This is a genomic window from Mesorhizobium sp. Arg314 (assembly GCF_053714275.1).
Window position 1 is genome coordinate 21,067 of sequence record NZ_JBSKBP010000013.1, and the last position, 26,912, is coordinate 47,978.

The 26,912-nt window shown below is 63.3% G+C and carries 31 protein-coding genes; 15 read left to right on the plus strand and 16 right to left on the minus strand.

Annotated features, from left to right (window positions below; all coding sequences use genetic code 11):
• Nucleotides 1-164 precede the first annotated feature (164 nt).
• Complete coding sequence (locus ACWGS9_RS15840; RefSeq protein ID WP_454506140.1) at nucleotides 165-1,526, plus strand: FAD-binding oxidoreductase; 1,362 nt, start codon at nucleotides 165-167, stop codon at nucleotides 1,524-1,526.
• Between the two features lie 129 nt (nucleotides 1,527-1,655).
• On the opposite strand, the gene ACWGS9_RS15845 is transcribed toward ACWGS9_RS15840, so the two are convergent.
• Nucleotides 1,656-2,573: a polyprenyl synthetase family protein gene (locus ACWGS9_RS15845; RefSeq protein WP_454506141.1), complete on the minus strand. Its 918-nt coding sequence runs from the start codon at nucleotides 2,571-2,573 to the stop codon at nucleotides 1,656-1,658.
• Nucleotides 2,574-2,702: 129 nt separating this feature from the next.
• Here ACWGS9_RS15845 and ACWGS9_RS15850 point away from each other — a divergent pair, with 129 nt between their 5' ends.
• The 3 genes from ACWGS9_RS15850 to ACWGS9_RS15860 all read left to right on the plus strand — a co-directional run bounded on the left by ACWGS9_RS15850 (nucleotide 2,703) and on the right by ACWGS9_RS15860 (nucleotide 4,476).
• A complete protein-coding gene (locus tag ACWGS9_RS15850; RefSeq protein ID WP_320312033.1) occupies nucleotides 2,703-3,410 on the plus strand; it encodes a biosynthetic peptidoglycan transglycosylase in 708 nt (235 codons plus the stop codon).
• Between the two features lie 246 nt (nucleotides 3,411-3,656).
• A complete protein-coding gene (gene rpmF / locus ACWGS9_RS15855) occupies nucleotides 3,657-3,839 on the plus strand; it encodes a 50S ribosomal protein L32 (protein WP_006203806.1) in 183 nt (60 codons plus the stop codon).
• Between the two features lie 235 nt (nucleotides 3,840-4,074).
• Nucleotides 4,075-4,476, plus strand: a complete 402-nt coding sequence (locus ACWGS9_RS15860; RefSeq protein ID WP_217573078.1) for a hypothetical protein — start codon at nucleotides 4,075-4,077, stop codon at nucleotides 4,474-4,476.
• A 234-nt stretch (nucleotides 4,477-4,710) separates the two neighbouring features.
• Here ACWGS9_RS15860 and ACWGS9_RS15865 read toward each other — a convergent pair whose 3' ends face one another.
• On the minus strand, nucleotides 4,711-5,229 hold the full coding sequence (locus tag ACWGS9_RS15865) for a winged helix-turn-helix transcriptional regulator (RefSeq protein WP_454506142.1): 519 nt from the start codon (nucleotides 5,227-5,229) through the stop codon (nucleotides 4,711-4,713).
• Nucleotides 5,230-5,317: 88 nt separating this feature from the next.
• Between ACWGS9_RS15865 and ACWGS9_RS15870 the strand changes: the two genes are divergently transcribed.
• The 4 genes from ACWGS9_RS15870 to ACWGS9_RS15885 all read left to right on the plus strand — a co-directional run bounded on the left by ACWGS9_RS15870 (nucleotide 5,318) and on the right by ACWGS9_RS15885 (nucleotide 7,725).
• A complete protein-coding gene (locus ACWGS9_RS15870) occupies nucleotides 5,318-6,139 on the plus strand; it encodes an alpha/beta fold hydrolase (RefSeq protein ID WP_454506143.1) in 822 nt (273 codons plus the stop codon).
• Nucleotides 6,140-6,250: 111 nt separating this feature from the next.
• Nucleotides 6,251-6,907 (plus strand): glutathione S-transferase family protein, encoded by a 657-nt coding sequence (locus ACWGS9_RS15875; RefSeq protein WP_454506144.1) that lies wholly within the window; start codon nucleotides 6,251-6,253, stop codon nucleotides 6,905-6,907.
• Nucleotides 6,908-6,913: 6 nt separating this feature from the next.
• Nucleotides 6,914-7,249, plus strand: coding sequence for an ArsR/SmtB family transcription factor (locus ACWGS9_RS15880; protein WP_454506145.1), 336 nt, complete (start codon nucleotides 6,914-6,916; stop codon nucleotides 7,247-7,249).
• 11 nt (nucleotides 7,250-7,260) lie between these two features.
• Nucleotides 7,261-7,725 carry an SRPBCC family protein gene (locus ACWGS9_RS15885; protein WP_454506146.1) on the plus strand — a complete coding sequence of 155 codons (465 nt, stop codon included), beginning with the start codon at nucleotides 7,261-7,263 and terminating at the stop codon, nucleotides 7,723-7,725.
• A gap of 51 nt (nucleotides 7,726-7,776) precedes the next feature.
• On the opposite strand, the gene ACWGS9_RS15890 is transcribed toward ACWGS9_RS15885, so the two are convergent.
• The 3 genes from ACWGS9_RS15890 to ACWGS9_RS15900 all read right to left on the minus strand — a co-directional run bounded on the left by ACWGS9_RS15890 (nucleotide 7,777) and on the right by ACWGS9_RS15900 (nucleotide 9,611).
• On the minus strand, nucleotides 7,777-8,052 hold the full coding sequence (locus ACWGS9_RS15890; protein WP_454506147.1) for an ArsR/SmtB family transcription factor: 276 nt from the start codon (nucleotides 8,050-8,052) through the stop codon (nucleotides 7,777-7,779).
• Between the two features lie 32 nt (nucleotides 8,053-8,084).
• The gene (locus ACWGS9_RS15895; RefSeq protein ID WP_454506148.1) at nucleotides 8,085-9,332 is read right to left on the minus strand and encodes an MFS transporter; all 1,248 of its coding nucleotides are present in this window, start codon (nucleotides 9,330-9,332) and stop codon (nucleotides 8,085-8,087) included.
• 84 nt (nucleotides 9,333-9,416) lie between these two features.
• Nucleotides 9,417-9,611: a DUF1192 domain-containing protein gene (locus ACWGS9_RS15900; protein WP_454506149.1), complete on the minus strand. Its 195-nt coding sequence runs from the start codon at nucleotides 9,609-9,611 to the stop codon at nucleotides 9,417-9,419.
• A 113-nt stretch (nucleotides 9,612-9,724) separates the two neighbouring features.
• Here ACWGS9_RS15900 and ACWGS9_RS15905 point away from each other — a divergent pair, with 113 nt between their 5' ends.
• The 3 genes from ACWGS9_RS15905 to ACWGS9_RS15915 all read left to right on the plus strand — a co-directional run bounded on the left by ACWGS9_RS15905 (nucleotide 9,725) and on the right by ACWGS9_RS15915 (nucleotide 12,079).
• Entirely contained in the window at nucleotides 9,725-10,735 is a 1,011-nt protein-coding gene (locus ACWGS9_RS15905) for an NAD(P)H-quinone oxidoreductase (protein ID WP_454506150.1), read from the plus strand.
• Between the two features lie 252 nt (nucleotides 10,736-10,987).
• Nucleotides 10,988-11,128, plus strand: a complete 141-nt coding sequence (locus tag ACWGS9_RS15910) for a DUF1127 domain-containing protein (RefSeq protein WP_454506151.1) — start codon at nucleotides 10,988-10,990, stop codon at nucleotides 11,126-11,128.
• 252 nt (nucleotides 11,129-11,380) lie between these two features.
• A complete protein-coding gene (locus ACWGS9_RS15915) occupies nucleotides 11,381-12,079 on the plus strand; it encodes a DUF1013 domain-containing protein (RefSeq protein ID WP_454506152.1) in 699 nt (232 codons plus the stop codon).
• 67 nt (nucleotides 12,080-12,146) lie between these two features.
• On the opposite strand, the gene ACWGS9_RS15920 is transcribed toward ACWGS9_RS15915, so the two are convergent.
• The 3 genes from ACWGS9_RS15920 to ACWGS9_RS15930 all read right to left on the minus strand — a co-directional run bounded on the left by ACWGS9_RS15920 (nucleotide 12,147) and on the right by ACWGS9_RS15930 (nucleotide 13,668).
• On the minus strand, nucleotides 12,147-12,866 hold the full coding sequence (locus ACWGS9_RS15920) for a helix-turn-helix transcriptional regulator (RefSeq protein WP_027166621.1): 720 nt from the start codon (nucleotides 12,864-12,866) through the stop codon (nucleotides 12,147-12,149).
• Between the two features lie 18 nt (nucleotides 12,867-12,884).
• Nucleotides 12,885-13,295 (minus strand): hypothetical protein, encoded by a 411-nt coding sequence (locus tag ACWGS9_RS15925; protein WP_454506153.1) that lies wholly within the window; start codon nucleotides 13,293-13,295, stop codon nucleotides 12,885-12,887.
• A gap of 208 nt (nucleotides 13,296-13,503) precedes the next feature.
• A complete protein-coding gene (locus tag ACWGS9_RS15930) occupies nucleotides 13,504-13,668 on the minus strand; it encodes a hypothetical protein (protein ID WP_454506154.1) in 165 nt (54 codons plus the stop codon).
• Between the two features lie 183 nt (nucleotides 13,669-13,851).
• Here ACWGS9_RS15930 and ACWGS9_RS15935 point away from each other — a divergent pair, with 183 nt between their 5' ends.
• Nucleotides 13,852-14,031, plus strand: a complete 180-nt coding sequence (locus ACWGS9_RS15935) for a hypothetical protein (RefSeq protein ID WP_454506289.1) — start codon at nucleotides 13,852-13,854, stop codon at nucleotides 14,029-14,031.
• Here ACWGS9_RS15935 and ACWGS9_RS15940 read toward each other — a convergent pair.
• The 7 genes from ACWGS9_RS15940 to tkt form a co-directional block, all read right to left on the minus strand.
• The gene (locus ACWGS9_RS15940) at nucleotides 14,028-14,762 is read right to left on the minus strand and encodes an SGNH/GDSL hydrolase family protein (protein ID WP_454506155.1); all 735 of its coding nucleotides are present in this window, start codon (nucleotides 14,760-14,762) and stop codon (nucleotides 14,028-14,030) included. The genes ACWGS9_RS15935 and ACWGS9_RS15940 overlap by 4 nt on opposite strands.
• Before the next feature lie 65 nt (nucleotides 14,763-14,827).
• The gene (locus ACWGS9_RS15945; protein WP_454506156.1) at nucleotides 14,828-15,568 is read right to left on the minus strand and encodes a DUF899 domain-containing protein; all 741 of its coding nucleotides are present in this window, start codon (nucleotides 15,566-15,568) and stop codon (nucleotides 14,828-14,830) included.
• 157 nt (nucleotides 15,569-15,725) lie between these two features.
• The gene (locus ACWGS9_RS15950; RefSeq protein ID WP_454506157.1) at nucleotides 15,726-16,751 is read right to left on the minus strand and encodes a class I fructose-bisphosphate aldolase; all 1,026 of its coding nucleotides are present in this window, start codon (nucleotides 16,749-16,751) and stop codon (nucleotides 15,726-15,728) included.
• Nucleotides 16,752-17,050: 299 nt separating this feature from the next.
• Nucleotides 17,051-18,247, minus strand: coding sequence for a phosphoglycerate kinase (locus ACWGS9_RS15955; protein WP_454506158.1), 1,197 nt, complete (start codon nucleotides 18,245-18,247; stop codon nucleotides 17,051-17,053).
• 160 nt (nucleotides 18,248-18,407) lie between these two features.
• Nucleotides 18,408-20,294: a potassium/proton antiporter gene (locus ACWGS9_RS15960; RefSeq protein WP_454506159.1), complete on the minus strand. Its 1,887-nt coding sequence runs from the start codon at nucleotides 20,292-20,294 to the stop codon at nucleotides 18,408-18,410.
• 271 nt (nucleotides 20,295-20,565) lie between these two features.
• On the minus strand, nucleotides 20,566-21,576 hold the full coding sequence (gene gap, locus ACWGS9_RS15965; RefSeq protein ID WP_454506160.1) for a type I glyceraldehyde-3-phosphate dehydrogenase: 1,011 nt from the start codon (nucleotides 21,574-21,576) through the stop codon (nucleotides 20,566-20,568).
• A 155-nt stretch (nucleotides 21,577-21,731) separates the two neighbouring features.
• Nucleotides 21,732-23,723 (minus strand): transketolase, encoded by a 1,992-nt coding sequence (gene tkt / locus ACWGS9_RS15970; RefSeq protein WP_454506161.1) that lies wholly within the window; start codon nucleotides 23,721-23,723, stop codon nucleotides 21,732-21,734.
• 276 nt (nucleotides 23,724-23,999) lie between these two features.
• Here tkt and ACWGS9_RS15975 point away from each other — a divergent pair, with 276 nt between their 5' ends.
• From ACWGS9_RS15975 to ACWGS9_RS15985, 3 genes are all read left to right on the plus strand, one after another.
• Entirely contained in the window at nucleotides 24,000-24,272 is a 273-nt protein-coding gene (locus ACWGS9_RS15975) for a DUF4164 domain-containing protein (RefSeq protein WP_454506162.1), read from the plus strand.
• A gap of 4 nt (nucleotides 24,273-24,276) precedes the next feature.
• Nucleotides 24,277-24,642: a cell division protein ZapA gene (locus ACWGS9_RS15980; protein WP_454506163.1), complete on the plus strand. Its 366-nt coding sequence runs from the start codon at nucleotides 24,277-24,279 to the stop codon at nucleotides 24,640-24,642.
• Nucleotides 24,643-24,914: 272 nt separating this feature from the next.
• Nucleotides 24,915-25,574: a peroxiredoxin gene (locus tag ACWGS9_RS15985; protein WP_454506164.1), complete on the plus strand. Its 660-nt coding sequence runs from the start codon at nucleotides 24,915-24,917 to the stop codon at nucleotides 25,572-25,574.
• A 302-nt stretch (nucleotides 25,575-25,876) separates the two neighbouring features.
• Here the strand turns inward: ACWGS9_RS15985 and rpoH are convergent, their stop codons facing one another.
• On the minus strand, nucleotides 25,877-26,788 hold the full coding sequence (rpoH, locus tag ACWGS9_RS15990; protein WP_320216692.1) for an RNA polymerase sigma factor RpoH: 912 nt from the start codon (nucleotides 26,786-26,788) through the stop codon (nucleotides 25,877-25,879).
• Between the last annotated feature and the right edge of the window lie 124 nt (nucleotides 26,789-26,912).

A 26,912-nucleotide genomic window follows, 5' to 3' on the forward strand; every position in this document is an offset into this window, starting at 1 on the left:
GTGGTGGCGCATCTCTGGACCTGCGGATCGCCACCAGGACTGTCGCCTATCGGACCCGTCGCGGGCCTGGCGGCTGGCAAGACAGCTCTGGCTCCACTATGTTAGGTTGAAAATCAAGAACAAGTGGAGATTTGGGTTCGCAATCACGGCATTGGGGGGATGGCATGCTACTGGCGCGGATTTCCAAGGAACTTGAGACTGCGGGGTCGAATTGCACCGTCATAGGGCCTCATCAGGTCGAATACGAACTGCTGCGTAAGGTATGGAACGGCACGGTAGATCGGCGACCTGCGGCGATTGTCCGCCCTAGAACGGCCGCCCAAGTGGCAAAGGCCGTACAGCTTGCGGCTGAGTACGGTGCCCTGCTGGCAGTTAGGTGCGGTGGCCATAGCTTCCCCGGCTTGTCGACCTGCGATGGCGGAATCGTCCTCGATCTGTCGGCAATGAACCATATCGTCATTGACCCCGTGTCCCGTACCGCGGAAGTCGAGGGCGGTGCATTGCTCGGGCATCTGGATGTGGCAGGTGCCGCTGCTGGGCTTGTAACGCCTGCTGGAGTCGTTTCGCATACAGGGGTTTCCGGGCTCACGTTGGGCGGCGGCATGGGATGGTTGAGCCGGCGCTTTGGCCTGACGATCGACAACCTGTTGAGCGCGGACCTCATCACTGCCGAGGGTCACGCGTTGCATACGAGTCGGGACATTGAGCCTGAACTGTTCTGGGGCATTCGCGGGGGCGGCGGCAATTTCGGAGTGGTAACGAAGTTCCGCTTCAAGATGCACCCTCTTGGACCGGTCCTGATCGGCCGCTGGACCTATCCGCGTCAGGCATTCGACACTGTCCTGAGAGGCTATCGTCATCTCGCGGCCGAAGCACCGCGTGAACTGACGACTGCCTTCACAATGACATCGACGACCGTCTCCGTGAGCGCTTTTTGGTCCGGATCGCCCGAAAACGCCAGGGCAGCCATTCAACCCTATGGATCATTGGCACAGGCCGATGCCAGCATGGTCGGCGGCCAGACATATCTCGAATTGCAAACCCGCAACGACTCGCACTTTGCGTGGGGCCGGCGCTACTACGCCAAGGGCGGATTCCTGGGTGACATCGACGATCGGGTCATCAACTGCCTCCTGGATTCAATCGCGACCGCGCCAACGCCGGATTCGGAATTGTACGTGCTGCAACTTGGCGGTGCGATAAGTGACGTTGACGAAGCTGCCACGGCCTATTCGGGGCGGGCTGCGAAATTCTACTGGATTGCCGAGCCGGTTTGGGACAACTCCACAGACGACTCCCGTTGCATCGCATGGGGACGAGAGGCGGGCGGCCGCCTGGCGGCGATGTCTCAAGCCGGAAATTATCTGAATGAGCAGGCGGATACCGGCAAGGATCTCTCGTACGCCGCCTACGGCGCAGAAAAATACAACCGCCTTGCGGCACTTAAAGCCCGCTTCGATCCTTCAAATCTCTTCCGGCTGAACCAGAATATTGAACCGAAGCCTTCACTCGTTGCGGCTCGGTAAGTCCGCTTCACACCAATCCGGACCTCTGTCGCCGTTCCGTGGAACATCGGACCTTGGAAGTCGATCCGCTATCGTTCTTCGCTGACCACAAGGGCGGGCAATGCCGAACGGGGCTAATGGCTCGTGACGTCAGTTGCTCCGCGTCGCCACGAAAGTTGCGGCGGCTTTGAGCATATCCGCCTGCTCGCCGTAGGGTTCCAGCAGCGCATGCGCCTGCTCGATGAGGCCGTGGAGCTGGCCGCGCGCCCAGTCCGGGCCGTGCAATGCGGCAAGCGTTGCCTTGCCGGCGGCGGCGTCCTTGTTCGTCGCCTTGCCCATCTGCTTTGCGTCGGCCGTCAGGTCGAGCAGGTCGTCGGCGAGTTGGAAGGCAAGGCCGATCGCCGAGCCGAATTCGGCCAGCCTCTCGCGGTCGGCGGTCGGCGCGCCGGCGACGATCGCACCGGCCTCGCAGGCGAAGCGGATCAGCGCGCCGGTCTTCATCGCCTGCAAGGTGATGATGCCGGCCTCGTCCGGCCGTTTGCGCTCGGCTTCGAGATCGAGCGTCTGGCCGCCGACCATGCCGCCGGCGCCGGCGGCGCGCGCGAGCGCCAGCACGAGTGCTGCCCGGCGGTCTGCCGGCAATGCCGTCGCCTCATCGGCGATGATGTCGAAGGCCAGGGTCAGCAGCGCGTCGCCGGCGAGGATCGCGGTCGCCTCGTCGAAGGCCTTGTGCACCGTCGGCTGGCCGCGCCTCAAATCGTCGTCGTCCATGGCCGGCAGGTCGTCATGGATCAGCGAATAGCAGTGCACGCATTCCAGCGCGGCGGCGATGCGCAGCGCCGCGTCATTGTCGGCCGAAAACAGCGCGGCACTTTCCATGACCAGAAAAGGGCGCAGCCGCTTGCCGCCGTTGAGCACGCCGTGGCGCATCGCCGCCATCAGGCGCTCGGGCCGCGCGATCTCACCGGTGAGCGGGCGGGCGTCGAGGATCCGCCGCAGTTGCGTCTCGACCGCGGCGGCGCGCATGAAAAGCGCGGATTCGAAGGCGATCTGGTCGTCTTTGCTCATGGCCGGGAGCGGTAGCCGACACTCAGACATTGCGCAAGCAGCCGCGCGCCTTTATGCCGGAAGCGCGAGTGGCACGGGTGGGGCGGCTTGACGGAACCGATCGTCGAATATGAAAGCGAAGGGCTGGACATGGCGCGACGTCGGCGCCTGAACCGCGCCGGTCTGAAGCGCATCGTCCGGCGCTGCCTGGTCGTTGCGCTCGTGCTGGCGGCTATTCCGGTCGTGCTCACGTTCCTTTATCTGCCGCCCTTCGTGCATCCGGTCTCGACGCTGATGCTGAAGGACCTTGTGACCTTTTCCGGCTACGACCGGCGTTGGGTGTCGATCGACGACGTGGCGCCGGTGCTGGCGCATTCGGTGATCATGTCGGAAGACGGGCAGTTCTGCTTCCATCGCGGCGTCGACCTTGGCGAATTGCGCGGCGTCGTCGACGACGCGCTGGCCGGCGAGGCGACGCGTGGCGCGTCCACCATCACCATGCAGACGGTGAAGAACCTTTTTCTCTGGGCGCGGCCGCTCAGCAGCGTGCGCAAGGTGGTCGAGCTGCCCTTGGCCGTTTATTTCGATGCGGTGATGTCGAAGCGGCGCATCATGGAGATCTATCTCAACGTCGCCGAATGGGGGCCGGGCATCTACGGCATCGAGGCCGCCGCGCAACATCATTTCGGCGTCTCGGCCAAGCAATTGTCGCGAAGGCAGGCAGCCTTGCTTGCCGTCAGCTTGCCCAATCCGATCGCACGCAATCCAGCTAAGCCTGGGCCTGGCTTGCGGCGGCTGGCCTCGCTGATCGAGCGGCGCGCCAGCCGCTCGGGCGCCTATGTCGGGTGCCTGGACTAGGTGCATCGATATTCAAGTGAGGCCGGCCTGCGTAGGCCGGTTCTCGGGAGCCGCCGCTCTCGGCTCGGCCTGACTTGAATCTCGACGCTCCTGGCTCTTTTCTGCTTCGCCAAAAAAATTCGCGGGCGACGCTGGCCAAAACGGCGCAAGGCGTGTATAGGCACCCGACTTTCTCAGATTATGGCCTCGATGCGGCCCTTTCGCGAGGGTTGCCGGGGCATTTTGACCATGTAGTGGAGCATATCCATGGCCGTTCCAAAAAGAAAAACCTCTCCGTCGAAGCGCGGCATGCGCCGCTCGGCCGACGCCCTCAAGGCCCCGACCTATGTCGAGGACAAGAATTCCGGCGAAATGCGCCGCCCGCACCACATCGACCTGAAGACCGGCATGTATCGCGGCCGCCAGGTGCTGGAGCCGAAGGAAAGCTGAGAAGCTTCCACGGTTCGTGACGTTTCAAAAGACCGGCCCCTGGCCGGTCTTTTTGTTTTTGGCGCCGGGATAACCAGCGTTCGGAATATGTCGCTCGCATTGCCGATGGCCGGACAACCGGCTGACATCGTTATTTCATTAGGTCTTAGAGCGTGTTCGACACCGCCGGCGAAAAACCTTGACGGCGCGCTTGCGGCGGATTTTAGAAAAGGGTGCCCTCGTTGGAGTCGCCCAGATGTTCGGTGCCATCCCGCTGCTGATCGTGCCCTTCGTCCTCTACAATCTCGGACTGCTCGGATTGTTCGGCGGCGGCGACGATCCCTGGATGACCGAGATGTTCTCCTTCCGCATGATGTCGGGCGGCGTGTTCTCGATGACGCTCGGCGACCTGATGGTGCTGATCGGGCTGATCTTCCTGTTCATCGAAATCTCAAAATCGGTGCGCACGACCAATGCCTCGATCCTGGATCATCTTCTGTCGACGCTGGTCTTCATCGCCTTCCTGGTCGAATTCCTGCTGGTGAAGGGCGCGGCGCACTCGGTCTTCTTCACACTGATGGTCATCGCGCTGTTCGACGTGCTGGCCGGCTTCTCGGTGTCGATGCGGTCGGCGAGCCGGGACATCAACCTGAACTAGGGCTTCGAATGTCGTCATTCCAGGGCGAAGCTCCGTCGCGGAGACCCTGGAATCCATGCCGTGACCTTGGTCGAAGAGCGCAGCGGAGCAGAATTCTACGGCTTTACAACGCTTCGAAGTCACGGAATGGATCCTATGGTCTATGCCGCGTCGCTTCGCTCCTTGCTTCGCCATTAGGATGACGACGCGAGGGGACGTTTCGGCCAATCTCCAAGGCCACCGAGACGAAAGCGGTCAATCCACAGCAGCCTCAGCCTTCTGCGTCACCACGGCCTCGTAGGCAGCGCGCAATTGCTGGCGCACGGTCGGCGTGTCAGGCGGCGTCTTCAGCGGCGCGCCCAGATGCTCGTGGCGCAGTTCGTCCATGAACTGCTCCCATAGCGGCGGACCGCCCTTTTCGAGCAGTTCGGCGCGGATCGAAAGCTCCTCGCTGACCGGCAGCCAGACGCGTCCCCAGGCGCCGAGATGCGCCATGATCGGCACCAGCGCAATCGCCATCTCGGTCAGGCTGTAGATCGCCTTCTGCTTGTGGCTGGGGTCGTCGGCCTTGGTCAGCATGCCGAGTTCCATCAGCCGTTTCAGGCGGTCGGCCAGGATGTTGGAGGCGATGCCCTCCAGCGAGCCGTTGAGCAACTCGCGAAAATGGCGCCGGCCGCCAAAGATCATGTCGCGCAGGATGATCAGGCTCCAGCGGTCGCCGAAGACCTCGAGCGACAGATTGATCGGGCAGCCGGACCGATGCTCGGTATTCATGACGATCTCCGAAAAACCGGTTGCATTATGATATCGGTTTCATTATCGTGCAACTGATTGCAAAATGCAATCGGTTTGGAGAGCCCAAATGTCGACACAACGCGCCGAAATCGTCTCGGAAAGCTTTGGCGATCCAACCGATCCTGCGATCCTTCTGGTCATGGGCGCCATGGCTTCGATGTCCTGGTGGCCCGAAGCCTTCTGCCGGCAACTTGCCGGGCGCGGCCGCTTCGTCATCCGCTACGACAATCGTGATACCGGCCTGTCGGCGAAATATCCGCCGGGCGCGCCGTCTTACACGTTCGAGGACATGGTGGACGATGCCATGCGCGTGCTCGATGATCATGGCGTCGCCAAGGCGCATGTCGCCGGCATGTCGATGGGCGGCATGATCGCGCAAAGCGTGGCGCTGAAATATCCCGAACGCGTCAGCGCGCTCACAGTGATCTCCAGCTCGCCGCTCGGCGTCGACACCTCCAACCTGCCGGGAACCACGGAAGCCTATCGAAAGCATTCGGCGGAAGGCGCCGACCTCGACTGGTCGAACCGGAGCCAGGTGCTCGACTTCATGATCAAGGACGCCCGCGCGCTGGCCAGCACGCGCCATACGTTCGACGAGAAACGGACCCGCGCGATGATCGAAGAGGATTACGACCGTTCCGGCGGTCTCGCCACCGCGACCAACCATTTCCTGCTCAAGGGCGGCGGCCCGCAGCGGACGGTGCGGGATCTCCGCGTGCCGTTGCTCGTCATCCACGGCTCCGCCGATCCGATCTTCCCGATCGAGCATGCAGAAGCGCTTGCCGAGGCCGTTCCCGGCGCCAGGCTGGTACGGATCGAAGGCGGCGGCCACGAATTGCACCGCAACGACTGGCCGCAAGTCGTCGAAGCCATCGCGACGCACCGGTGATGGCTTCCGCTGCACACCCGTGATGGCTCCGCGCCCTTGACGTGGCCGTCTCGCGGTAATAGTTAAGTGAATGCTTCAGTATTGAATCTGCAAAAACCGACGAGAGCCAGAATGTCCCTGACGCTGCATTTCCATCCCTTGGCATCCTTCTGCTGGAAGCCGCTGATCGCGTTCTACGAGAACGGCACGCCTTTCGAGCCGGTCGTCGTCGATCTCGGCGACGAGGCGTCGCGCACGGCGTTCCTGAAGGTGTCGCCGACGGGCAAGATGCCTGCCTTACGCGACGATGCGCGGGATCGCACGGTGCTGGAATCGACCATCGTCATCGAATATCTCGCCGCCCATTATCCAGGGCCGGTCGAGCTCGTTCCCGCCGATGTCGATGTCGCCCTCCATATCCGCCAGGCGGACCGCTTCTACGATTTCTATGTGCAGCATCCGATGCAGAAGATCGTCGGCGACAGGCTGCGGCCAAAGGAGCAGACCGATCCGTTCGGGGTCGAGGAGGCTCGCGCGCAACTGCGCAATTCCTACGCCATTGTTGAGGAGGAGATGGCGGGAAGGACCTGGGCCGTAGGCGAAACCTTCACCATGGCCGACTGCGCCGCCTCGCCGGCACTGTTCTACGCCAACAAGGTCGAGCCGTTCGGCGACAAATTCCCGGCGGTGAAACGCTACCACGACCGCCTGCTCGCGCGTCCGTCCTTCGCCCGCGTCATCGAGGAAGCGCAGCCTTATTTCAAGTTCTTTCCCTACAACAACGGCTAGTTCGCGATGCTGCACGATCCCGCCCAGCTAGACCTGATGTTCCAGGCGCTTGCCGATCCCGCGCGGCGGCAGATGGTGGAACGGCTGTCGCGCGGGCCGGCATCGGTCAGTCAACTGGCGGAGCCGCTGGCGATGTCGCTTTCGGCCGTCGTCCAGCACCTCAACGTGCTCGAGGCGAGCGGCCTCGTCAGAACCGAGAAGCTTGGCCGGGTGCGCACCTGCCAGATCGAACCGAAAGCGCTGGGCGCCGCCGAACGCTGGATCAACGAGCGGCGGCTCGCCTGGGAGCGCCGGCTCCACCGTCTCGGCGATCTCCTCGCTGAGACCAAAGACGAAACCTGAAGGAAGCCGTCATGACCGAACGATCCGTCGTCCATTCCACCTTCGTCATCGAGCGCGTCTATCCAGTGGCGCCGGAGAAGGTCTATTTCGCGCTGAGCAATCCAGCCGCCAAAAAACGTTGGTTTTTCGATCCCGACAATCCGATGCCGAGCCGGCATGAGATGGACTTCCGTGTCGGCGGCAAGGAAGTGAACGCCGGCTGCCCGAGCGATGGGCAGATGCATTTCTACAATGCGGTCTACCAGGACATCGTGCCGAACAAACGCATCGTCTACAGCTACGAGGTGCTGTTCGGCGAAACCCGCGTCTCGGTGTCGCTGGCGACGATCGAGCTCATCGCCGAAGGCAGCGGAACGCGACTTACCCTGACGGAGCAGGGCGCCTTTTTCGACGGCATCGACTCGCCGGCCACGCGCGAGCATGGCACCGGCGAATTGCTCGACGCGCTTGGAGCGGACTTGGCAGCTTTGGAATGATTTCTCGCAACGGCCGGCCGCCGACTTCCGCATAAGCGTCGTCGTTGGAAGTCACTCTCCAGGCGCCATTTCCCAGAACTGGTCGAGCCAGATGTTGAGCCTGAGGAAGCCGGCGCTGGAGACAGCATAGACGCGCCTAGTGCCTTCGGCCTTGGCGTTGACCAGGCCGGCGTCGAGCAGGACCTTCAGATGCTGTGAAACCGCCGGGCGTGAGACGGGCAACCCGGCCGCCAATTCGTTCACCGTCTTCGGGCCGCGCCGGAGTTCTTCCAAGAGATAGCGCCGGTTGGGATCGGCTATCGCCGTGAAGGCGTCAGAAAACATCATGCCCTTATTTGTGGGGCAAAGTTTTCCGAATCTCAACTATTGGTTTCAACCTTTCTGCGCGGATCGAGCCGCAATGCCTCAGGCGTGACCGCGCGGTCCGCTGGTTGAGTCTTAAAGGCATCGCGGTTTTCGATCGGCACCGGCGCGCGGGCGCGGATGCGCAGCAGCGTGTAGCCGGCGAGGCTGAGATGAGCGAGCGCGGTTGCAATGAAAAGTCCTTCCGGACGCACCGAACCCATCAAGGCCGCGGCCAAAAGCGGGCCAATCATCGTACCGAAGCCGTAGAGCAAGAGCAGGCCGCCTGAGACCTTGACGAAATCCTCGGAACGGGCGTGGTCGTTGGCATGCGCGACGGCGATCGAATAAAGCGTGTAGGCGAAGGCGCCATAGGCGGCGGTCATCACGATGACGAAGACAGCCGAACGCGGCGCGATCAGGAAGATCAGTACCGCGACCAGAGCCGCGCCGAAGGCCGCGCCGGCCAGCACGAAGCGGCGGTCGGTTGTATCGGAAAGGCGCCCGGCCGGAAGCTGCATGGCGGCGCCGGCGACGACCACAAGGCTCATCATCAATGCGATCTCCGCGGTCGATATGCCGATGCGGGCGCCGTAGACTGCGCCTAGCGTGCCCCAGGCGCCGTTGGCGATACCGATCAGAAGACAGGCCACCGCCGACACCGGGGAATTGGCGTAAAGGCCTTTGACGTCGAGCTTGACGTCCTGCAGCGGCTTGGGGCTCGACTGCGTCGACACGGCCGTCGGAATAAGCGAGAGACAAAACAGGATGCCGGTGATCATGAACAGCGAGGCCGACCGCACGTCGCCGCCGGCAACGATCATCTGGCCGCCCATGATCGAAGCGTAGGTGACCATCATGTAGAGGCCGAAAACGGTGCCGCGATTCTCGTTGGTGGCCTTCTCGTTCAGCCAGCTTTCGATCACCATGAAGGCGCCGGCCATGGTGAAGCCGGTGAAGGCGCGCAGAAGGATCCAGAAATACTCGTCGATGATGAGGCCGGTGAGCAGCGCGATGATGGCACCCGACGCGGCGAAAGCGCCGAAGGCCCTGACATGGCCGGCACGGCGCACGAGACGCGGCGCGAAGAAACAGCCGGCGACGAAACCGCCGGCCCAGGCCGTGCCCATCAGGCCGAGCGATGCGGTCGAGAAGCCCTCCAATTGGCCGCGCAGCGGCAAAAGCAGGCCGTGCAGGCCCGACGCGGCGAGCAGGAATGCCGTGCCGCGCAGCAGCGAGAGGATCGGTCGGTAGGTAGCAAACATCGCTTGATCCGGGTTCGGGCGCAGGGGTCTGAAGACAGGCTTATTCGGGCTTTTCGGCGGCGAGCGCGCGCAAGGCCGGACATTTTATCCGCGGCGAAATAAAGCCTCAGCGGCGGATTTGGTGGAGCCCTTGGCGGTCAGTTCGGCTTCCAGCCTGGCGATCTCGTCGCGCAGCAATGCGATGCGCTCCGACAATTCGCCGGCGGACAGCAGCGACAGGTCCTGGCCGATCTCGTGCGGCCGCGGCTTTTTCCTGGGTTCGTCGTCGAAGATAGCCATCGTCGCTCCTCCCTTACTTGGCCATTTGCCTGATTTGGCAATCAGCATACATAGGGCAGGGGCGCCGATGCAAACCGCGAGCGACGGCACAGATTCGAGGAGACGGGAAAGCCATGGCTAACAATCACGAGATACCGGCGAAGATGACGGCCATCGCGATCTCGCAACCCGGCGGTCCCAAGGTGCTGAAGCCGGAAACCCGCGACGTGCCTGTGCCCGGTCCGGGCGAAGTGCTGATCCGGGTGCACGCGGCCGGCGTCAACCGGCCGGACGTGCAGCAGCGCAAAGGCGCCTATCCGCCGCCGCCCGGCGCCTCCGACTTGCCCGGCCTCGAAGCTTCGGGCGAAATCGCGGCGCTCGGCGACGGGATATCGCGTTGGCGCATCGGCGACCGGGTCTGCGCGCTGACGCCGGGTGGCGGCTATGCGGAATATGTCAAGGTGCATGCGGGCAGCGTGCTGCCGCTGCCGGCAGGCTTCACGCATTCGGAGGCTGCGGCGGTTCCGGAAAACTACTTCACCGTCTGGCACAATGTGTTCGAGCGCGGCGGCCTGAAGAAGGGCGAGACGCTGCTTGTCCATGGCGGCTCGTCCGGCATCGGCACCACCGCCATCCAGCTCGCCTCGGCCTTCGGCGCCTATGTGATCACCACCGCCGGCAGCAAGGAGAAGTGCGACGCCTGCCTGAAGCTCGGTGCCGACCGGGCGATCAACTATCGCGAGGTGGATTTCGTCGCCGCGGTGAAGGATGCGACCGGGAAGAAGGGCGCGGACGTCATCCTTGACATGGTCGGCGGCGACTATGTCGGGCGCAACTACGATGCCGCGGCCGTTGAAGGGCGCATCGTCCAGATCGCGGTGCAGGCCGGCGCCGTGGCCAGCGTCGATTTTTCCAAGATCATGGTGAAGCGGCTGACGCATACCGGCTCGACGCTTCGCCCCCGCACCGTCGAGTTCAAGGCGGCGATTGCGGCTGCGCTCGAAGCCCAGGTTTGGCCCCTGCTCGGCACGCGCAAAGTCGCCCCCGTCATGGACATGATCTTTCCGCTGACCGAAGCCTGGCGGGCGCATGAGCGAATGGAAGAGGGCGAGCATATCGGCAAGATCGTCCTCGACGTAGAGTAGGGGAGTAGGGGAGTAGGGGAGTAGGGGAGTAGGGGAGTAGGGGAGTAGGGGAGTAGGGGAGTAGGGGAGTAGGGGAGTAGGGGTTGCCCCTCGTTCACCCTACTGCCCTATTCCCTTACTCCCCTACTCCCTTTCTTTTGCTGCAATGCACAAAACGCATTGCGGCCATGCAAAAGCGTCCGTTCAATTTGTGGGCAGGCGTGCCTATTTACGCGGCATCAAACAATTTGACCAAACGACTGGAGAACCATCATGAACCCGATCAGTGCTTTCCGTAAGTGGCGCATGTATAACGAAACCGTGCGTGAGCTGAACAAGCTCAATGCCCGTCAGCTGAGCGACCTCGGCATCAGCCGCGCCGATATCGAGCGCATCGCCCGCCAGGCGGTGTAATCAGACACAGCCCGACCGCAAGGCCGGGCTGGACAGGCAAGCCAGAGCCGTTGAGACGCTTGCTTTCGTTTCCGGTTCCAAGCCCGCTGGACCTCGTCCAGCGGGTTTTGTCTTTTTAGGGCTGTTGACTCGCCTGCCCAAAAACATTGCGAAAATTTGAGGGAGCGTTTATACAGGCCGCGAATTTCCCATTTTGGTGGCTCTAAACCACCGCCCGCGCGGGAACGCGGGCGAACGAGAAGGATTTTTGATATGGCCAATTCGCTGCTCATGCCCAAGGCGACCGCCGTCTGGCTGGTCGACAACACCGCGCTCTCCTTCGAGCAGATCGCGCAGTTCTGCGGACTGCACCCGCTCGAGGTCAAGGCGATCGCCGACGGCGAGTCGGCGCAGGGCATCAAGGGCATGGACCCGATCATCACCGGTCAGCTCACCCGCGACGAGATCGCGCGCAGCGAGAAGGACCTGAACCACCGGCTTAAACTGTCCGATCCCAAGGTTCGTGTGCCGGAATCGAAGCGCAAGGGTCCCCGCTACACGCCGCTGTCGAAGCGCCAGGACCGTCCGAACGCTATCCTTTGGCTGGTGCGCAACCATCCGGAGCTCAAGGACGCGCAGATCTCGCGTCTTGTCGGCACCACCAAATCGACGATCGAACAGATCCGCGAGCGCAAGCACTGGAATTCGGCCAATCTGCAGCCGATGGATCCGGTGACGCTCGGCCTCACCTCGCAGATCGACCTCGACCTCGAAGTCAACCGCGCATCGCGCGGCCGCGAGCCGGCGCAGCCCGTCGGCGACACGCTGCTGCCCGCGGCACTCACCGAACGGCTGGTGCCGGCGCCCGAGAAGCCGAAGGACGAGGATCAGGAGCTCGACGCCAACGCCGTCTTCGCCAAGCTCTCGGCGCTCAAGTCGAAGGACAAGGACGAAGACGACGACCAGAAGTAATCCTGACATTCAATAAAAAAGCCCGCTCGAAGCGGGCTTTTTTATTGGACGATGGCTTGGGAGGAAGTCACGTCCGCGCGGCGCGGTCGGGCGCCATGCCGTAATCCTCTGAGCGCTCGACGGCGCGGTAGAAATCGGCGAGCTGCTTGCCGCGCTCGGGTTTGAAGATACGCCCGGCGATGACGACCGAGGCGATGCGGTCGATGCGGAAGGCGCGGAAATCGTCGCGCATCTCGCACCAGGCGACCAGGGTCCAGACTTTGCCCCAGAACCACAGGCCCAAGGGCCTGATGTCGCGCGCGGTGCCGCGGCCGGCCTCGTCGGAGTAGTCGATGGTCAGCACCTGGCGCTTCTCGACGGCGCGCTCGATCAGGTCGATGGCTTCGCGCGCGGCGTCGCTCACCACCCACATCGGCGTGTGGATCTCGGTGCGGGCGATGCGGTCCTTCTCGGTGTCGGGCAGCACGGCGCCGATCTTGACCAGCGCCTCGTCGGCGGCCCTTGCCATTGCGGCGCCGCCAAAGGCGCGCACCATGCGGGCGCCGGCAACCAGCGCCACGATCTCGTCACGGGTGAACATCAGCGGCGGAAGGTCGAAACCCTCCCTCATCATGTAGCCGACGCCGGCTTCGCCGTCGATCGGCACGCCGGTCGACTGCAGGTCGGCTATGTCGCGGTAGATGGTGCGCTCGGAAACCTCGAGCCATGTGCCGAGCTTCTGCGCGGTGACAAGCCGGCCACCCCGCAAATGCTGCACGATCTGGAAAAGCCTGTCGGCACGACGCATCGATTTCTCCCCCGGGGTTTATGGCTTCAGTCCTTCGCGCCTGCGCTGCGCGGCAACGAACTTCGCACCGAAGGACAATTTGCCCGTGGTCGGCGTCTCCGCATCCAATACGCGCCAGAAGGGCGCGACATCGCTCAACGCCATGCCGCGCTCAAGATCCTCGTGAGCGGCCTCGGCAACGGTGCGAAGATGATAGCCGATCGTCACCGGGCATGTCACCTCGGCGCCGTGCTCGATGGCCAAAGCGGAGCGCAGCGCGCGCACATCCATCTCCACCCCTTCAGGGATCGAGCGGATGAAGTCGTCGACCTGACGGGCGGTCGGCACCAGCATCGGCTGGCCCTCGACGACATCGCCAACCGTGCGCGGCGACGGCTTGATGCCGTTGATGCCGGCGGTGTTCAGCCTGTCGTTCCAGCTTTTCACCATACGCGGATTACTCCGGATAGTCGGATCAAGTTCGTCGCTGTCAGGATCGAAGCCGTTCCAAATACCGCATGCCTCCTGACAACATACTGTCAGGAGGCTGCGGCTAAGCTACCGGCAAACAGAGGCTTCTATCCCGGAACTCGGTATCATTGGCTGCCATTACATCTGGGCGCTGCGTCGTCACAATCCAAGTCGCGGCGCCAAAATTTCAGTTTCCGCGCACGCGGCCGGTGTAAAGGTCCGGCCAGCCGATGTCCTTGCGGATATCCGCCGGCAAGGTGTTCAGGAAACGCTGGGTGCGGATCTCGTTCCGCACCGTGCGGATCCTGCCGACATAGTGCTGCACGCTACGCAAGATGGTGAAACCGTTCATGACCAGACTCCTCTCTTTTTGATGAGGAGAGTATCTCACACCCCTCCTGACAGCAGTCTGTCAGGAGGTTGGCAGGTACGGAAGAATGCGCCGTAAGGCTTGGCGAGGGTCCGGGAAACCAGCGTTTTGTCAGGGGTGTTCCGTCAGTGCCTGCGCCGAGATCGGCTTTGACAGGCGCAGGCATTGCTGGTCAAAGGCGGCATGACGAAACTGCTCGCCCTTGTCATCATCGGCATCATGCTGATCCAGGTCATCAAGCCGCTCGGCTGGCCGGGGTTGAAGCGGCGCGGCGACTTCTGGAAGCTGGCAATGCTTGCCATGGCGGCGATATCGCTGGCGGCCGTTCTGGGGCATTGGACCTAAGTCAGGTTGCTCATTTCATCGCCAAGCACGAAATCCAGCAGATGCTCCGCCCAGGCGCGATAGCCTGCTTCCGAGGCGTGGAAGCCATCGGAGGCAAAGCCGGCCTCGGGATTGGTGATCGGCAGGCGCGCGGCGGCAATAGCGCCGCGCTCGTTGCAGAGGCGCACGCCCATGCGATTCATCGCGCCAGCGCGGATTTCGAGGATCCTGCCGAGCAATGGCGGCATTGCCGGCGCGCGGGTGAATTCCAGCACCGGCGACCACACCACGCGCGCTTCCGGCCATTTGGCCCGGAGCGCATAGAGCAGGCCGCCGAACTCCTTCTTGAAGCGTGGCAAGGAGTGAAAGTTCTTCGTGTCATTGGTGCCGATGGCGAGCACGATATGCGTCCAGGGATCGGCCGACAGGTTGGGCAGGACATAGTCGCGGATCTGCCCGGAGGTCGCCGAATTGAAGCCGGCGGCGCGCCAACGCACGGCGCTGCCCGCGCGCTCGGCGATCAGGCCGGCAAGCTGCGCGGCAAGCCCGTATTCGGATTGTTCAATGCCGACCGACGCTGCTGAGGAGTCGCCCAGGACCAGCAATGCGACCGCCGGCGGCCGGCCCCCAATCTCATGCAGGACCGGACCTCTGGCCGGCAGCATGCGCGTGGTGCGGCGGCGCACGCCGAGGCCCTGCCAGATATAGACCGGGAAAGCGAGCCAGGTGAGGAAGGCAAGCAGGCGCTGCATGGCGAGTCCGTTGGAATGACCACTAAGCCATTAGCGCATGTCTCGTCCGAGGTGAACGACGTCGATCATTCGCAGCAGTCGGGCTGGTCCCTTGCCTTGTCCTGATATTCGTCGTGGAGGCGCACCCAGTCCATCAGGCCGTGATAGGGGCCGGTCTCGTCGCGGCCCTTCGGCGTCATGTCGAGATAATGATAGGCGCCGATCAGCGCGTCGCCGCCGCGGGCACGCGACAGGAAGGTGAGGAAGATATCGCCGCACTCATTGCGGTAGAAGACACTGGTGCCGGGCAGGTCCTTCGAGCGCAAAGGGCGCTTCTCGAAATTGTAGGTGGTGTCGCCGGCGGCGATCTGTTTGTCGGTGAAGGAGACCTGCAGGTCGAAGTTGAAATCGGACGCATAGGACGACACCCAGTCGAACTCCCAGCCCATGCGCTGCTTGTAAGGCAGGATTTCGGTCAGCGGCGCGCGCGAGACGACGATCAGCGAGACGTCATGGTGCTTGAGATGCTGGTTGGCGCCGTCGATATGATCAGCGAGGAACGAGCAGCCCTTACAACGGTGATCGGAGCCCGGCGTCATCATGAAGTGATAGACGATGAGCTGGCTCTTGCCGGCGAACAGCTCGGCAAGGCGCTTCGGCCCCGCTTCGCTTTCGAAGACATAATCCTTGCGCAGCTTGAACCAGGGCAGTTGCCGCCGCTCGGCGGCGATAAGGTCACGGAACCGTGTCAGCTCCTTCTCGCGCTCAAGGTGCTTTCTGTGCGCCTCGAACCAGTCGTCCCGCGAAACCACGGCATTGCGATGCATGACTATCTCCTGTCCTCGCCTGCCAAGGACGTTCGACATCAGCGCGATCCGACATGTTGCCGGACAACGGAGCCTCACAAGTGGGAATGCTGTCGGCAAAAAACAAAACCCGGGCCAGTTGGTCCGGGTTTTTTCAGCGTCGCCGAGGGGGAAGGTGTCAGGCGGCCTTTTCCAGCGCCGGCTGCCATTTTCCAAGCGCCGCCAGATGGTTCATGTGGGCGCGGTGGGTGAAAGCGGCCTGGCCGGCGGCAACATTCGAGGCCTTGCCGCTCCACGCCTTCTGCGGCGCTGCCTGCAGGGCACGGCCATAAGAGAAGGTCAGTTTCCACGGATGCGGCCCGATGGCGTTGATGGCGTTGAGGTTGGCCGTCGCCTCCTCGTCCTCCTGGCCGCCTGAGAGGAAGGCAATGCCCGGCACTGCCGACGGCACCACCTCGCGGAACAGTTTTATCGTCTTCTCCGCGATTTCCGCGGGGCTGTCTGTCTTGCCCGATTTCTTGCCGGAGATGACCATGTTCGGCTTCAAGATCGAGCCTTCCAGGACGACGCGCGCCGCGTAGAGTTCGTCATAGAGCTTGATCAGCGTCGCCTTGCTGATCTCGTAGCAGGTGTCGATCGAGTGGGCGCCGTCCATCAGCACTTCCGGCTCGACGATCGGCACGATGCCGGCTTCCTGGCAAAGCGCGGCATAGCGTGCCAGAGCGTGGGTGTTCGAACTGATCGAATTGGCGGAAGGCACGCCTTTGCCGGTGTCTATGTCGATCACCGCGCGCCATTTGGCGAAGCGGGCGCCGAGCTTGTAATAGTCGGCGAGCCGCTCGCGCAGCCCGTCCAGGCCCTCCGTTATGGTGTCGCCGGGAAAGCCGGCGAGAGGTTTGGCGCCGGCGTCGACCTTGATGCCCGGAATGGAGCCGGCCGCCTTGATGATATCGACCAGCGGCGTCCCGTCGGCAGCCTTCTGGCGGATGGTCTCGTCATAGAGGATGACCCCTGAGATGTACCGGGACATCGCCTCCTTGGACCGGAACATCATCTCGCGATAGTCGCGCCGGTTGTCGGCGGTCGATTCGACGCCGATGACGTCGAAGCGCTTCTTGATGGTGCCGGAGCTCTCATCGGCGGCCAAAAGGCCCTTGCCATCGGCCACGATAGCAGCGGCAATATCTTCGAGACGTTCGCTCATGATGCTCTCCTTGACGGTGTCGGTTCCGCGCTTAACGGAACTCTACCGCCAAAGGAATGGGGTCGAAAAGCTCGAATCGATTGAAAGCCAGGCGCGGTTTCGCGTGTTCCCGGAGTATTGATTGAGTCGCAATTCCGGACGGAAGGCTACGGCGAAGTCGCCGGGCCTAATGCATGTCGCCCAGAAGTGTACGCGGTTCTGGGACAACGACATGCATAAAAACAAGGACTTAAAGCGCGTCGCCTGAATCCGTTTCAGCGCGACGCGCTTTAATCGCGTCACACCTTTCCTGGAATTGCTTAGCGCTTCAGCACCTCGACGCCCGGCAAGGGCTTGCCTTCCATCCATTCGAGGAAGGCACCGCCGGCGGTCGAGACATAGGTGAAGTCGTCGGCGACGCCGGCATGGTTGAGCGCGGCCACCGTGTCGCCGCCGCCGGCGACGGAGACCAGCTTGCCTTCCCGGGTACGGGCCGCCGCGTGCTTGGCCGCCGCCACCGTGGCGCGGTCGAAGGGTTCGATCTCGAAGGCACCGAGCGGGCCGTTCCAGACCAGCGTGGCGGCGCGATCGATCCAGTCGTTGACGCTCTGCACGGTCTTTGCGCCGACATCGAGGATCATGCCGTCGGCCGGCACGTCCGAGATGGCGACGGTCTCGCTGGCGGCGCCCGCCTTGAATTCCTTGGCGACGACGCCGTCGGCGGGCAGGATGATGGCGCAGCCGGCTTCCGCCGCCTCGATCATGATCTGCTTGGCGGTGCCGGCGAGGTCATGTTCGCAGAGCGATTTGCCGACATCGGTGCCGCGCGCGGCAAGAAAGGTGTTGGCCATGCCGCCGCCGATGACCAGCGCGTCGACCTTCTTCACCAGGTTCATCAAGAGGTCGATCTTGCTCGAGACCTTGGCGCCGCCGACGATGGCCACCACCGGTCGAACCGGATTGCCGAGACCCTTTTCCAGCGCGTCGAGCTCCGCCTGCATGGTGCGGCCGGCATAGGCCGGCAAGTGACGCGCCAGGCCCTCGGTCGACGCATGCGCGCGGTGCGCGGCGGAAAAGGCGTCATTTACATAGATGTCGCCATTGGCGGCGAGCTTTTCGGTGAAGGCCGGCTCGTTCTTCTCCTCGGCCTTGTAGAAGCGGGTGTTTTCGAACAGCAGGACGTCGCCGTCCTTCATGGCGGCGACGGAATCCGCGGCCTTGTCGCCGACGCAGTCGGCGGCGAAGCCGACCGGGCGGCCGAGAACTTCGGCCGTGGCCTTGGCGATCGGCTCGAGCGAGAACTCGGCCGAAGGCCCGTCCTTCGGGCGGCCGAAATGCGCGAGCAGGATAATTTTGGCGCCCTTCTTCGAAAGCTCGGCGATGGTCGGTGCGATGCGTTCGATGCGGGTGGCATCGGTCACCTTGCCGTCGGCGACAGGCACGTTGAGGTCGACGCGCACCAGGACGCGTTTGCCGCTGACGGCGCCGATGTCATCGAGTGTCTTGAAGCCGGCCATGGTGGTTCCTTCCTAGTGCCTTGACGCAATTCCGGACGGAAAACCGCCCACACTTTTCCTGGAATTGCTCTAGCGAAAACGCGGCGACCTTACCCGGCACGAAGGACGATGCAAGGGCTGCGTTGAAGCGTGCGCGCAAAAATGATGTCGCCGTGAGACATCAGCCTTCGCCTGCTGCCTTTTGTCCGTCCGGCTCGGGCGCCGTGTCGATCGGCACGTTCTCGGCTGCCCGCATTTGCGCCGGCCTGCGCCAGTTGCGGATCAGCGCCGCGACGCGGTCGCCGATCTCACCGGCGCTGAGGAAGACCGGCACACGCGCCACCGGCGCGGTCGGCTCGAAGGACAGGCCAAGCCCCGTGATCCTGCCTTTCTCGTCGACATCGCGCACGATCAGCTCGATTGGGCCGATCATCACGCGGTCGGCATATTCGGGATGTCCGCCGAGCCGTTCCGAAACCAGCGCGGCAACGGTGAGTTTTTGTTCGCCCTCGGTCAGGCCCGGTCCGTAGGCGGCTTCCAGCTCGGCGGCGGAGCGGGCCGGATCGAGGGCGAAGGCGCCGAAGAAGTCGGCATCCTCCGGATCGACCATGGCGCGGCTGGCAAAAAGCTTGTCGAGCAGGCGCGGATAGCGGTCCGGCACGAAGATGTACACCTGATCGCCGGCCGCCAGCCTGCCCATGTCCTGGAAGCGCATCGAGCGGCCGTCGCGCAGCACCAGCGAGGGCCGTGCCCAGCGCGGGATGCGCTCGCCGCGCGCCACCGGGCTCCCAGGTGCCACACGATAGGCGAGCAACTCGTGATGGGCCGAGCCCGGCAGTTCGAGCTCCACCTTGTCGAGCGGCCCGAGACGCGCCGGCACGATCAGGCCGAGGCGGCGCGCCAGCGGCCCGACCGTCCAGCCCTGCACCACCAGCGACACCAGCACGATGATGAAGGCGGCGTTGAAGATCAGGCGGCCGTGATCGAGGCCACCGAGCAGCGGCGTGATGGCAAGCAGGATCGAGACCGCGCCGCGCAGGCCGACCCAGGAGACGAAGGCGACCTCCGGACGCGGCAGGCGGAACGGGATCAGGCAGAGCCAGACGGCGACCGGGCGTGCAACGAAGATCAGGAACAGGCCGAGCAGAACAGCCGGCACCAGGATCGCCGGGAACTGCGAAGGCGTGGCGAACAGGCCGAGGATCAGAAACATGATGATCTGCGCCAGCCACGACATGCCGTCCTGGAAGCGCTTCAGGATGGTGACGGCGCGGATATCGGAATTTCCGGCGATCAGCCCGGCAAGGTAGACGGCGAGGAAGCCCGAGCCGCCAATGGCGCCGGCTGCCGCGAACACCATCAGCGAGAGCGTCAACACGAAGATCGGCAGCAGGCCGTGGTCGAGGTTGAGCCGCTCGACAAGGCGCACGATGCCAAGACCGCCGAGCACGCCGATAATAGCGCCGAGCCCCATATTGGCGAGGAAGCCGAGCAAAAGGTTGGTGGCCAGCACATTGGCCTGTGGGTTGGCATGTGCGGCGATGATCTCGACCAGGGTGATGGTCAGGAAGATGGCGATCGGGTCGTTGGTGCCGGATTCCACTTCGAGCGTCGCGCGAACGCGCTCGCGCAGATGGATTTCGCCGGCGCGCAGCAGGAAGAACACGGCGGCCGCGTCTGTCGAGGCGACGGCGGCGCCAAGCAGAGAGGATTCCAGCCAGCTGAGCTTGAGAAAATAGGAAGCGGCGACGCTGAAGATGCCGGCGGTCAAGATAACGCCGATCGTGGCCAGCGACAGCGCCGGCCCGGCTGCCTGGCGCAACGCGTTGAGCGGCGTGCCGAAACCGGAATCGAACAGGATGATGGCCAAAGCCAGTGAGCCGGCAAAATAAGCCAGCCGCGCATTGTCGAATTGGATGCCGAGTCCGTCGACACCGGTGGCAAGCCCGATGCAGAGGAACAGGAGCAGCAGGGGAGCGCCGAAGCGGAAGGCGATCAGGCTCGAAAACGCGGCGGCAACGACAAGCGCGGTGCCGACCAGCGTCACAAGATAGATCGCATGCTCCATCCGCTATTGCCCCTCAAATACGCGTCCCTCCCGCTTTACGGCAGAGTGGGGCGAAGACGTGACCAGTGCAAGGCGGCAGCATGGTTTTTTGGGCAGTGCCTCCAACTTCGTCATTCCAGGGCGAAGCAGGAGCGAAGCTCCGCCGCGAAGACCCTGGAATGACGACGCGACTGGTGTTCCGGTTAATCTCCGTGGTGCGCGGATCCGCCTGATCTTAAACGAAAACGCCCGGCCGAAGCCGGGCGTTTCAAATTGCCAGATGAGCCTTGGATCAGGCGATGGTCTTGCCGAAGGCAACGGCGGTGTCGCCCATGCGGTTCGAGAAGCCCCATTCATTGTCGTACCAGGACAGGACCGAAACGAAGTTGCCGTCCATCACCTTGGTCTGGTCGAGTGCCACGATCGAGGAATGCGGATCGTGGTTGAAGTCGATCGACACGTTCGGATGGTGGGTGACGGACAGGACACCCTTCAGCTTGCCCTTGGACGCGGCGATGACCGCCTCGTTGATTTCCTGCGCGGTGGTCGAGCGCTTGGCGATGAACTTGAAGTCGACGACCGAGACGTTCGGGGTCGGCACGCGGATCGAAATGCCGTCGAGCTTGCCCTTGAGCTCGGGCAGCACGAGGCCGATAGCCTTGGCCGCACCGGTCGAGGTCGGGATCTGCGATAGCGCTGCCGCGCGGGCGCGGTAGAGGTCCTTGTGCATGGTGTCCAGCGTCGGCTGGTCGCCGGTGTAGGAGTGGATCGTCGTCATCATGCCCTTCTCGATGCCGACGGTCTCATGCAGCACGGCCGCCAGCGGCGCCAGGCAGTTGGTGGTGCAGGACGCGTTCGAGATGACGATGTGGTCCTTGGTCAGCTTGTCGTGGTTGATGCCGTAGACGACGGTCAGGTCGGCGCCTTCGGCGGGCGCCGAAACGAGGACGCGCTTGGCGCCGGCGGTCAGGTGCGCGGCAGCCTTGTCGCGGGCGGTGAAGATGCCGGTGCATTCGAGCGCGATGTCGACGCCGAGGTCCTTCCACGGCAGCTGGGTCGGGTCCTTGATGGCGGTGACCTTGAACTTCTCCTTGCCGACGGTGATCTGGTCGCCATCGACCGTCACCTCGTGCGGGAAGCGGCCGTGCACGCTGTCATAGCGCAGCAGGTGCGCGTTGGTCTCGACCGGGCCGAGATCGTTGACGGCGACGACGTCGATGTCCTTGCGGCCCGATTCATGGATGGCGCGCAGGATGTTACGGCCGATACGGCCAAATCCGTTGATGGCAACTCTGACGGTCATTGTTCTCTCCCTTGGAGGCTGGAAAGCGGATGGGTCCGCAGTTTCATAACGGCGGACGGCGTAAGAATCCAGCCGCAGAAGGTCGCATTTAAATCGATTAGGTTGGTCCAGCCCGGCAAAACCGTTAATCGGCGCTGCCGGGCCCGGACCAATTCCTACTCGCCGTGCAGACGGGCTTCGACCGCCTTTGCAGCGGCATCGGCGGTGATGCCGAAATGCGGATAAAGCTGCTCGATCGTGCCCGAGGCGCCGAAGCCGTGCATGCCGACGAAGATGCCGTCAGTGCCGATCAGGTGGTCCCAGCCCTGGCGGATGCCGGCTTCGATCGCGACCTTCACCTTGGCGTTGCCGATGGTCTTCCTGCGGTAGTCGTCGCTCTGCTGGTCGAACAGCTCGAAGCAGGGCACCGAGACGACGCGCGTGGGGTGGCCGTGCTTTTCGAGCAGGTCGCGCGCACCGAGCGCGATCTCGACCTCGGAGCCGGTGGCAAAGATCGTCACCACCGCTTCGCCGCCGGCGGCGGCCAGTTCGTAGGCGCCCTGGCTGCTCAGGTTCTTGGCGCTGAATTCGGTGCGCACCGTCGGCAGGTTCTGGCGGGTCAGCGCCAGGGTCGACGGCGTCTTTTCCGATTCGATCGCGATCTGCCAGCATTCCGCCGTCTCGACCGCGTCGGCCGGGCGGAAGACATTGTGGTTGGGAATCGCGCGCAGCGCCGCCAGATGCTCGACCGGCTGGTGGGTCGGGCCGTCCTCGCCGAGGCCGATCGAGTCATGCGTCATGACGAAGATCGAACGGATGCCCATCAGCGAGGCCAGACGCATCGACGGACGGGCGTAGTCGGAGAAGCACATGAACGTGCCGCCATAGGCGATCAGGCCGCCATGCAGCGTCAGCCCGTTGATCGCCGCCGCCATGCCGTGCTCGCGAATGCCGTAGTGGACATAGCGCTGGCCGTAATCGTCCGGCGTGATGTTCTTGGTCTGGCTGGTCTTGGTGTTGTTGGAACCGGTGAGGTCGGCCGAGCCGCCGATGGTTTCCGGCACAGCGCCGTTGATGACTTCCAGCGCCATTTCGGAGGACTTGCGGGTCGCGACCTTCGGCTTGTCGGCCGAGAGCTTCTTCTTGTAGTCGGCGATGACGGCGTCGAAGTTGGAGGGCAGCTTGCCGGCGAGGCGGCGCTCGAATTCGCTCTTGAGCTGGGCGTCGGCCTTGGCCAGGCGACCCTCCCAGTCGGCGCGTGCCTTGGCGCCGCCCTTGCCGACGGCGCGCCAGCCGTCGAGGATGTCGGCGGGAATCTCGAAGGGCGGCGATTCCCAGTTGAAGAATTTGCGCGCGCCGGCGATTTCCTCGGCACCCAGCGGCGAGCCATGCGCCTTGTTGGTGCCGGCCTTGGTCGGGGCGCCGAAGCCGATGGTGGTCTTGCAGGCAATCATCGTCGGCTTGTCGGAATGGCGCGCCGCCTCGATGGCGTAGGCGATGGCTTCCGGATCGGTGCCGTCGATGTGGCTGGCGTTCCAGCCCGAAGCCTGGAAGCGGGCGACCTGGTCGGTGTTGTCGGCCAGCGAGACCGGGCCGTCGATCGAGATGTTGTTGTTGTCCCAGAAGACGATCAGCTTGTTGAGCTTCAGGTGCCCGGCCAGCGCGATGGCTTCCTGGGAGACACCTTCCATCAGGCAGCCGTCGCCGGCCAGCACATAGGTGTAGTGGTTGACGAGGTCGTTGCCGAAGGCGGCGTTCATGATGCGCTCGCCGAGCGCGAAGCCGACCGAATTGGCAAGGCCCTGGCCGAGCGGGCCGGTGGTGGTCTCGATGCCGGCGGCATGGCCGTATTCGGGATGGCCGGCGGTCTTGGAACCGAGCTGGCGGAAATTCTTGATCTGGTCGATCGTCATGTCCTCATAGCCGGTAAGGTAGAGGAGCGAATAGAGCAGCATCGAACCGTGGCCGGCGGAGAGGATGAAGCGGTCGCGGTCGGCCCAGTGCGGGGCCTTGGCGTCGAATTTCAGGAAGCGGCTGAACAGCACAGTGGCGATGTCGGCGCAGCCCATCGGCAGGCCGGGGTGGCCCGAATTTGCCTTCTCGACGGCGTCCATGGCAAGAAATCGGATCGCATTGGCCATCCGGTCATGTTGTTCGCGCGAGCTCATGCTTCCTCCGGGAAATCGGGTTGAGGGCCTTGGGAGAACCCTAGGGAAAGGGTTGCGCGACACATAGCAGGCACGGCCTTTTAGTCAACAAATGGGGGCGGTTTTTGCCGGGCTTGTGGTGCGGTGTTTTTGTATGTCGGGCGCCTTACATTAGCGATAGCGGGGGACAGTCGCGAGAGCTTTGTTGACGCGCCCTTCACCCGGTGCCTAATCTTTCCAAGGTAACGCGTTCTGAATGCGAGCGATTCGGTGATGGGCAGGGCATAGGACGAAGCCATGACCGGGGAAACGACCCTCAAGGAAGTCATCGCCAGGCTCGGCAAAGCCATGGAAGGGCTGGAAAACGCCGTGGCGGCGAAGATCGAGCACGAGCGCGATTATTCGGAAGCCGAGGCCGAGGTGCAGCGGATGAACGCCGACCGCTCGCGCCTGGCGCAGGAGCTCGACAATTCAGAAGCGCGCGCCGAGCGGCTTGAAGATGCCAACAAGGAAGTGTCGCGCCGGCTGGTGACCGCCATGGAAACCATCCGGGCGGTGCTGGACAGGTAGGGCAATGGCACAGGTCACGGTTTCCATCGACGGCAAGCAGTATCGCATGGCCTGCGACGAGGGCCAGGAAGAGCATCTGATCGACCTTGCCGAGCGCTTCGACCGTTATGTCTCGCATCTGAAGGATTCCTTCGGCGAGATCGGCGACCAGAGGCTCACCGTCATGGCCGGCATCATGGTGATGGATGAGCTCTCCGAGCTCGCCAAGCGCGTCAAGGGCATGGAGAGTGAAGTGCTGACGCTGCGCAAGACGCGCGACGAGGCGCTGACCAAAGCCGACAAGAGCGACAGCGTGCTGACCACCGCGCTTGCCGCACTTGCGCAGCGCATGGAAGATCTGGCGACGACGCTGGCGGTGAAGAAGGCTTAAAGCGCGTCGCGCTGAAACGGATTCAGGCGACGCGCTTGGCCCAAAACCGCTATGCACTTTGGGCGACATGCATTGAGCGTCCCATACGGGTCAAACAGCCATCGCCGAAATTCCAGCTGTCTTTTCCAGGAAAAGGCGAAAATTTTCCGCCACTTCAATCACGCTTGCAGACACAAGCCTTTTGAACCAGGCCGCGCGGCGGTATAGAAGGCGGAGCCACGCCGATGGGGTTGTCCCATGCCGGCGACATGTCTCAGGGTAGGGAGCACACCATGAGTCTTCGTATCAACGATATCGCGCCGGATTTCACGGCCGAAACCACGCAGGGAACGGTCAACTTCCATCAATGGATCGGTGACGGCTGGGCGGTGCTGTTCAGCCACCCGAAGAATTTCACGCCCGTCTGCACGACCGAGCTCGGCACCATGGCCGGGCTGGAAGGCGACTTCAAAAAGCGCAACGTCAAGATCATCGGCATTTCCGTCGATCCGGTGTCGAGCCACGACAAGTGGCAAGCCGATATCAAGACCGCTACCGGCCAAACGGTGAACTACCCGCTGATCGGCGACAAGGACCTCAAGGTCGCCAAGCTTTACGAGATGCTGCCGGCGGGCGCGGGCGAAAGCTCGGAAGGCCGCACGCCGGCCGACAATGCCACGGTGCGCTCGGTCTACGTGATCGGCCCGGACAAGAAGATCAAGCTGGTGCTGACCTATCCGATGACGACGGGCCGCAACTTCGACGAGATCCTGCGCGTCATCGATTCCATCCAGCTGACGGCCAAGCACCAGGTGGCGACGCCGGCCAACTGGAAGCAGGGCGACGACGTCATCATCACCGCCGCCGTCTCCAACGAGGATGCGATCAAGCGTTTTGGAGCGTACGAGACGGTGCTGCCGTATCTCAGGAAAACGAAGCAGCCGACGGCGTGAGCCTTTTTCCTTCTCCCCGTTCACGGGGAGAAGGTGCCGAAGGGCGGATGAGGGGCGGCGCGGCGCTCGATGATTGGCGCGCCAAATCCACAAGCCCCGCCCGTGAATCGATAACCCCGCAGCGTCGGCGCTGCCCCTCATTGCCCTGACCGTCCTTCGCAGCAGCTGCGCTGCGGCTACGGAGGGTGGACCGGGCATTTCTCCCCCGTATAGTGACGGCGAGAAAGGGCTGCTCCGCCGCTTTCGCCAAACAAAAAAGGCGGCGCCGAAGCGTCGCCTTTTCATTTATGCCTTGAGCTGGGTCAAGCCGCCGGCTGCGCCTCGATGGTGCGCAGCGCCTGGGTCTGGCGCTTGGCGGCGGCCTTGACCGCATCCTGCACCTTCTCGAAGGCGCGCACCTCGATCTGGCGCACGCGCTCGCGGCTGATGTCGAATTCGGCCGACAGCTCTTCCAAGGTCAGCGGCTCTTCGGCCAGACGACGCGCCTCGAAGATGCGCCGCTCGCGGTCGTTGAGCACGGACAGAGCACCCGACAGCATGCCGCGCCGGTTTTCCAGCTCGTCCTGCTCGATCAGCATCTCTTCCTGGCTTTCATGGTCGTCGACCAGCCAGTCCTGCCATTCGCCGGACTCGCCTTCGCTCGCCCGGATCGGGGCGTTGAGCGAAGCGTCGCCCGACAGGCGGCGGTTCATCGACACCACTTCGGCCTCGGAGACGTTGAGGCGGGTGGCGATCTCGGCGATCTGGTCGGGCTTCAAGTCGCCATCGTCAAGCGCCTGGATCTTGCCCTTCACCTTGCGCAGGTTGAAGAACAGGCGCTTCTGGTTGGCGGTAGTGCCCATCTTGACCAGACTCCACGAGCGCAGGATGTATTCCTGGATCGAGGCCTTGATCCACCACATGGCATAGGTGGCGAGCCGGAAACCACGCTCCGGTTCGAATTTCTTCACGGCCTGCATGAGGCCGACATTGCCTTCCGAGATCACTTCGCCGATCGGCAGGCCGTAGCCGCGATAGCCCATGGCGATCTTGGCGACGAGCCGCAAATGGCTGGTGACGAGCTTGTGGGCAGCCGAAGTGTCCTGATGCTCGGCATAACGCTTGGCGAGCATGTACTCTTCCTGCGGCTGAAGCATCGGAAAGCGGCGGATTTCTTCCAGGTAACGGGCGAGACCGCCTTCACCGGAAACGATACTGGGTAATGATTGGGCCATGATAGCGCCCCTCTCTCTTTGGAGTGGATGCCCCCGAAACGCGGCGGGCATTCGACGCGGATGCCAAAGGCTCATCCGCGACAACCTGTGTATATAGGAACAAAACCAGAAAAGACAGGCATTT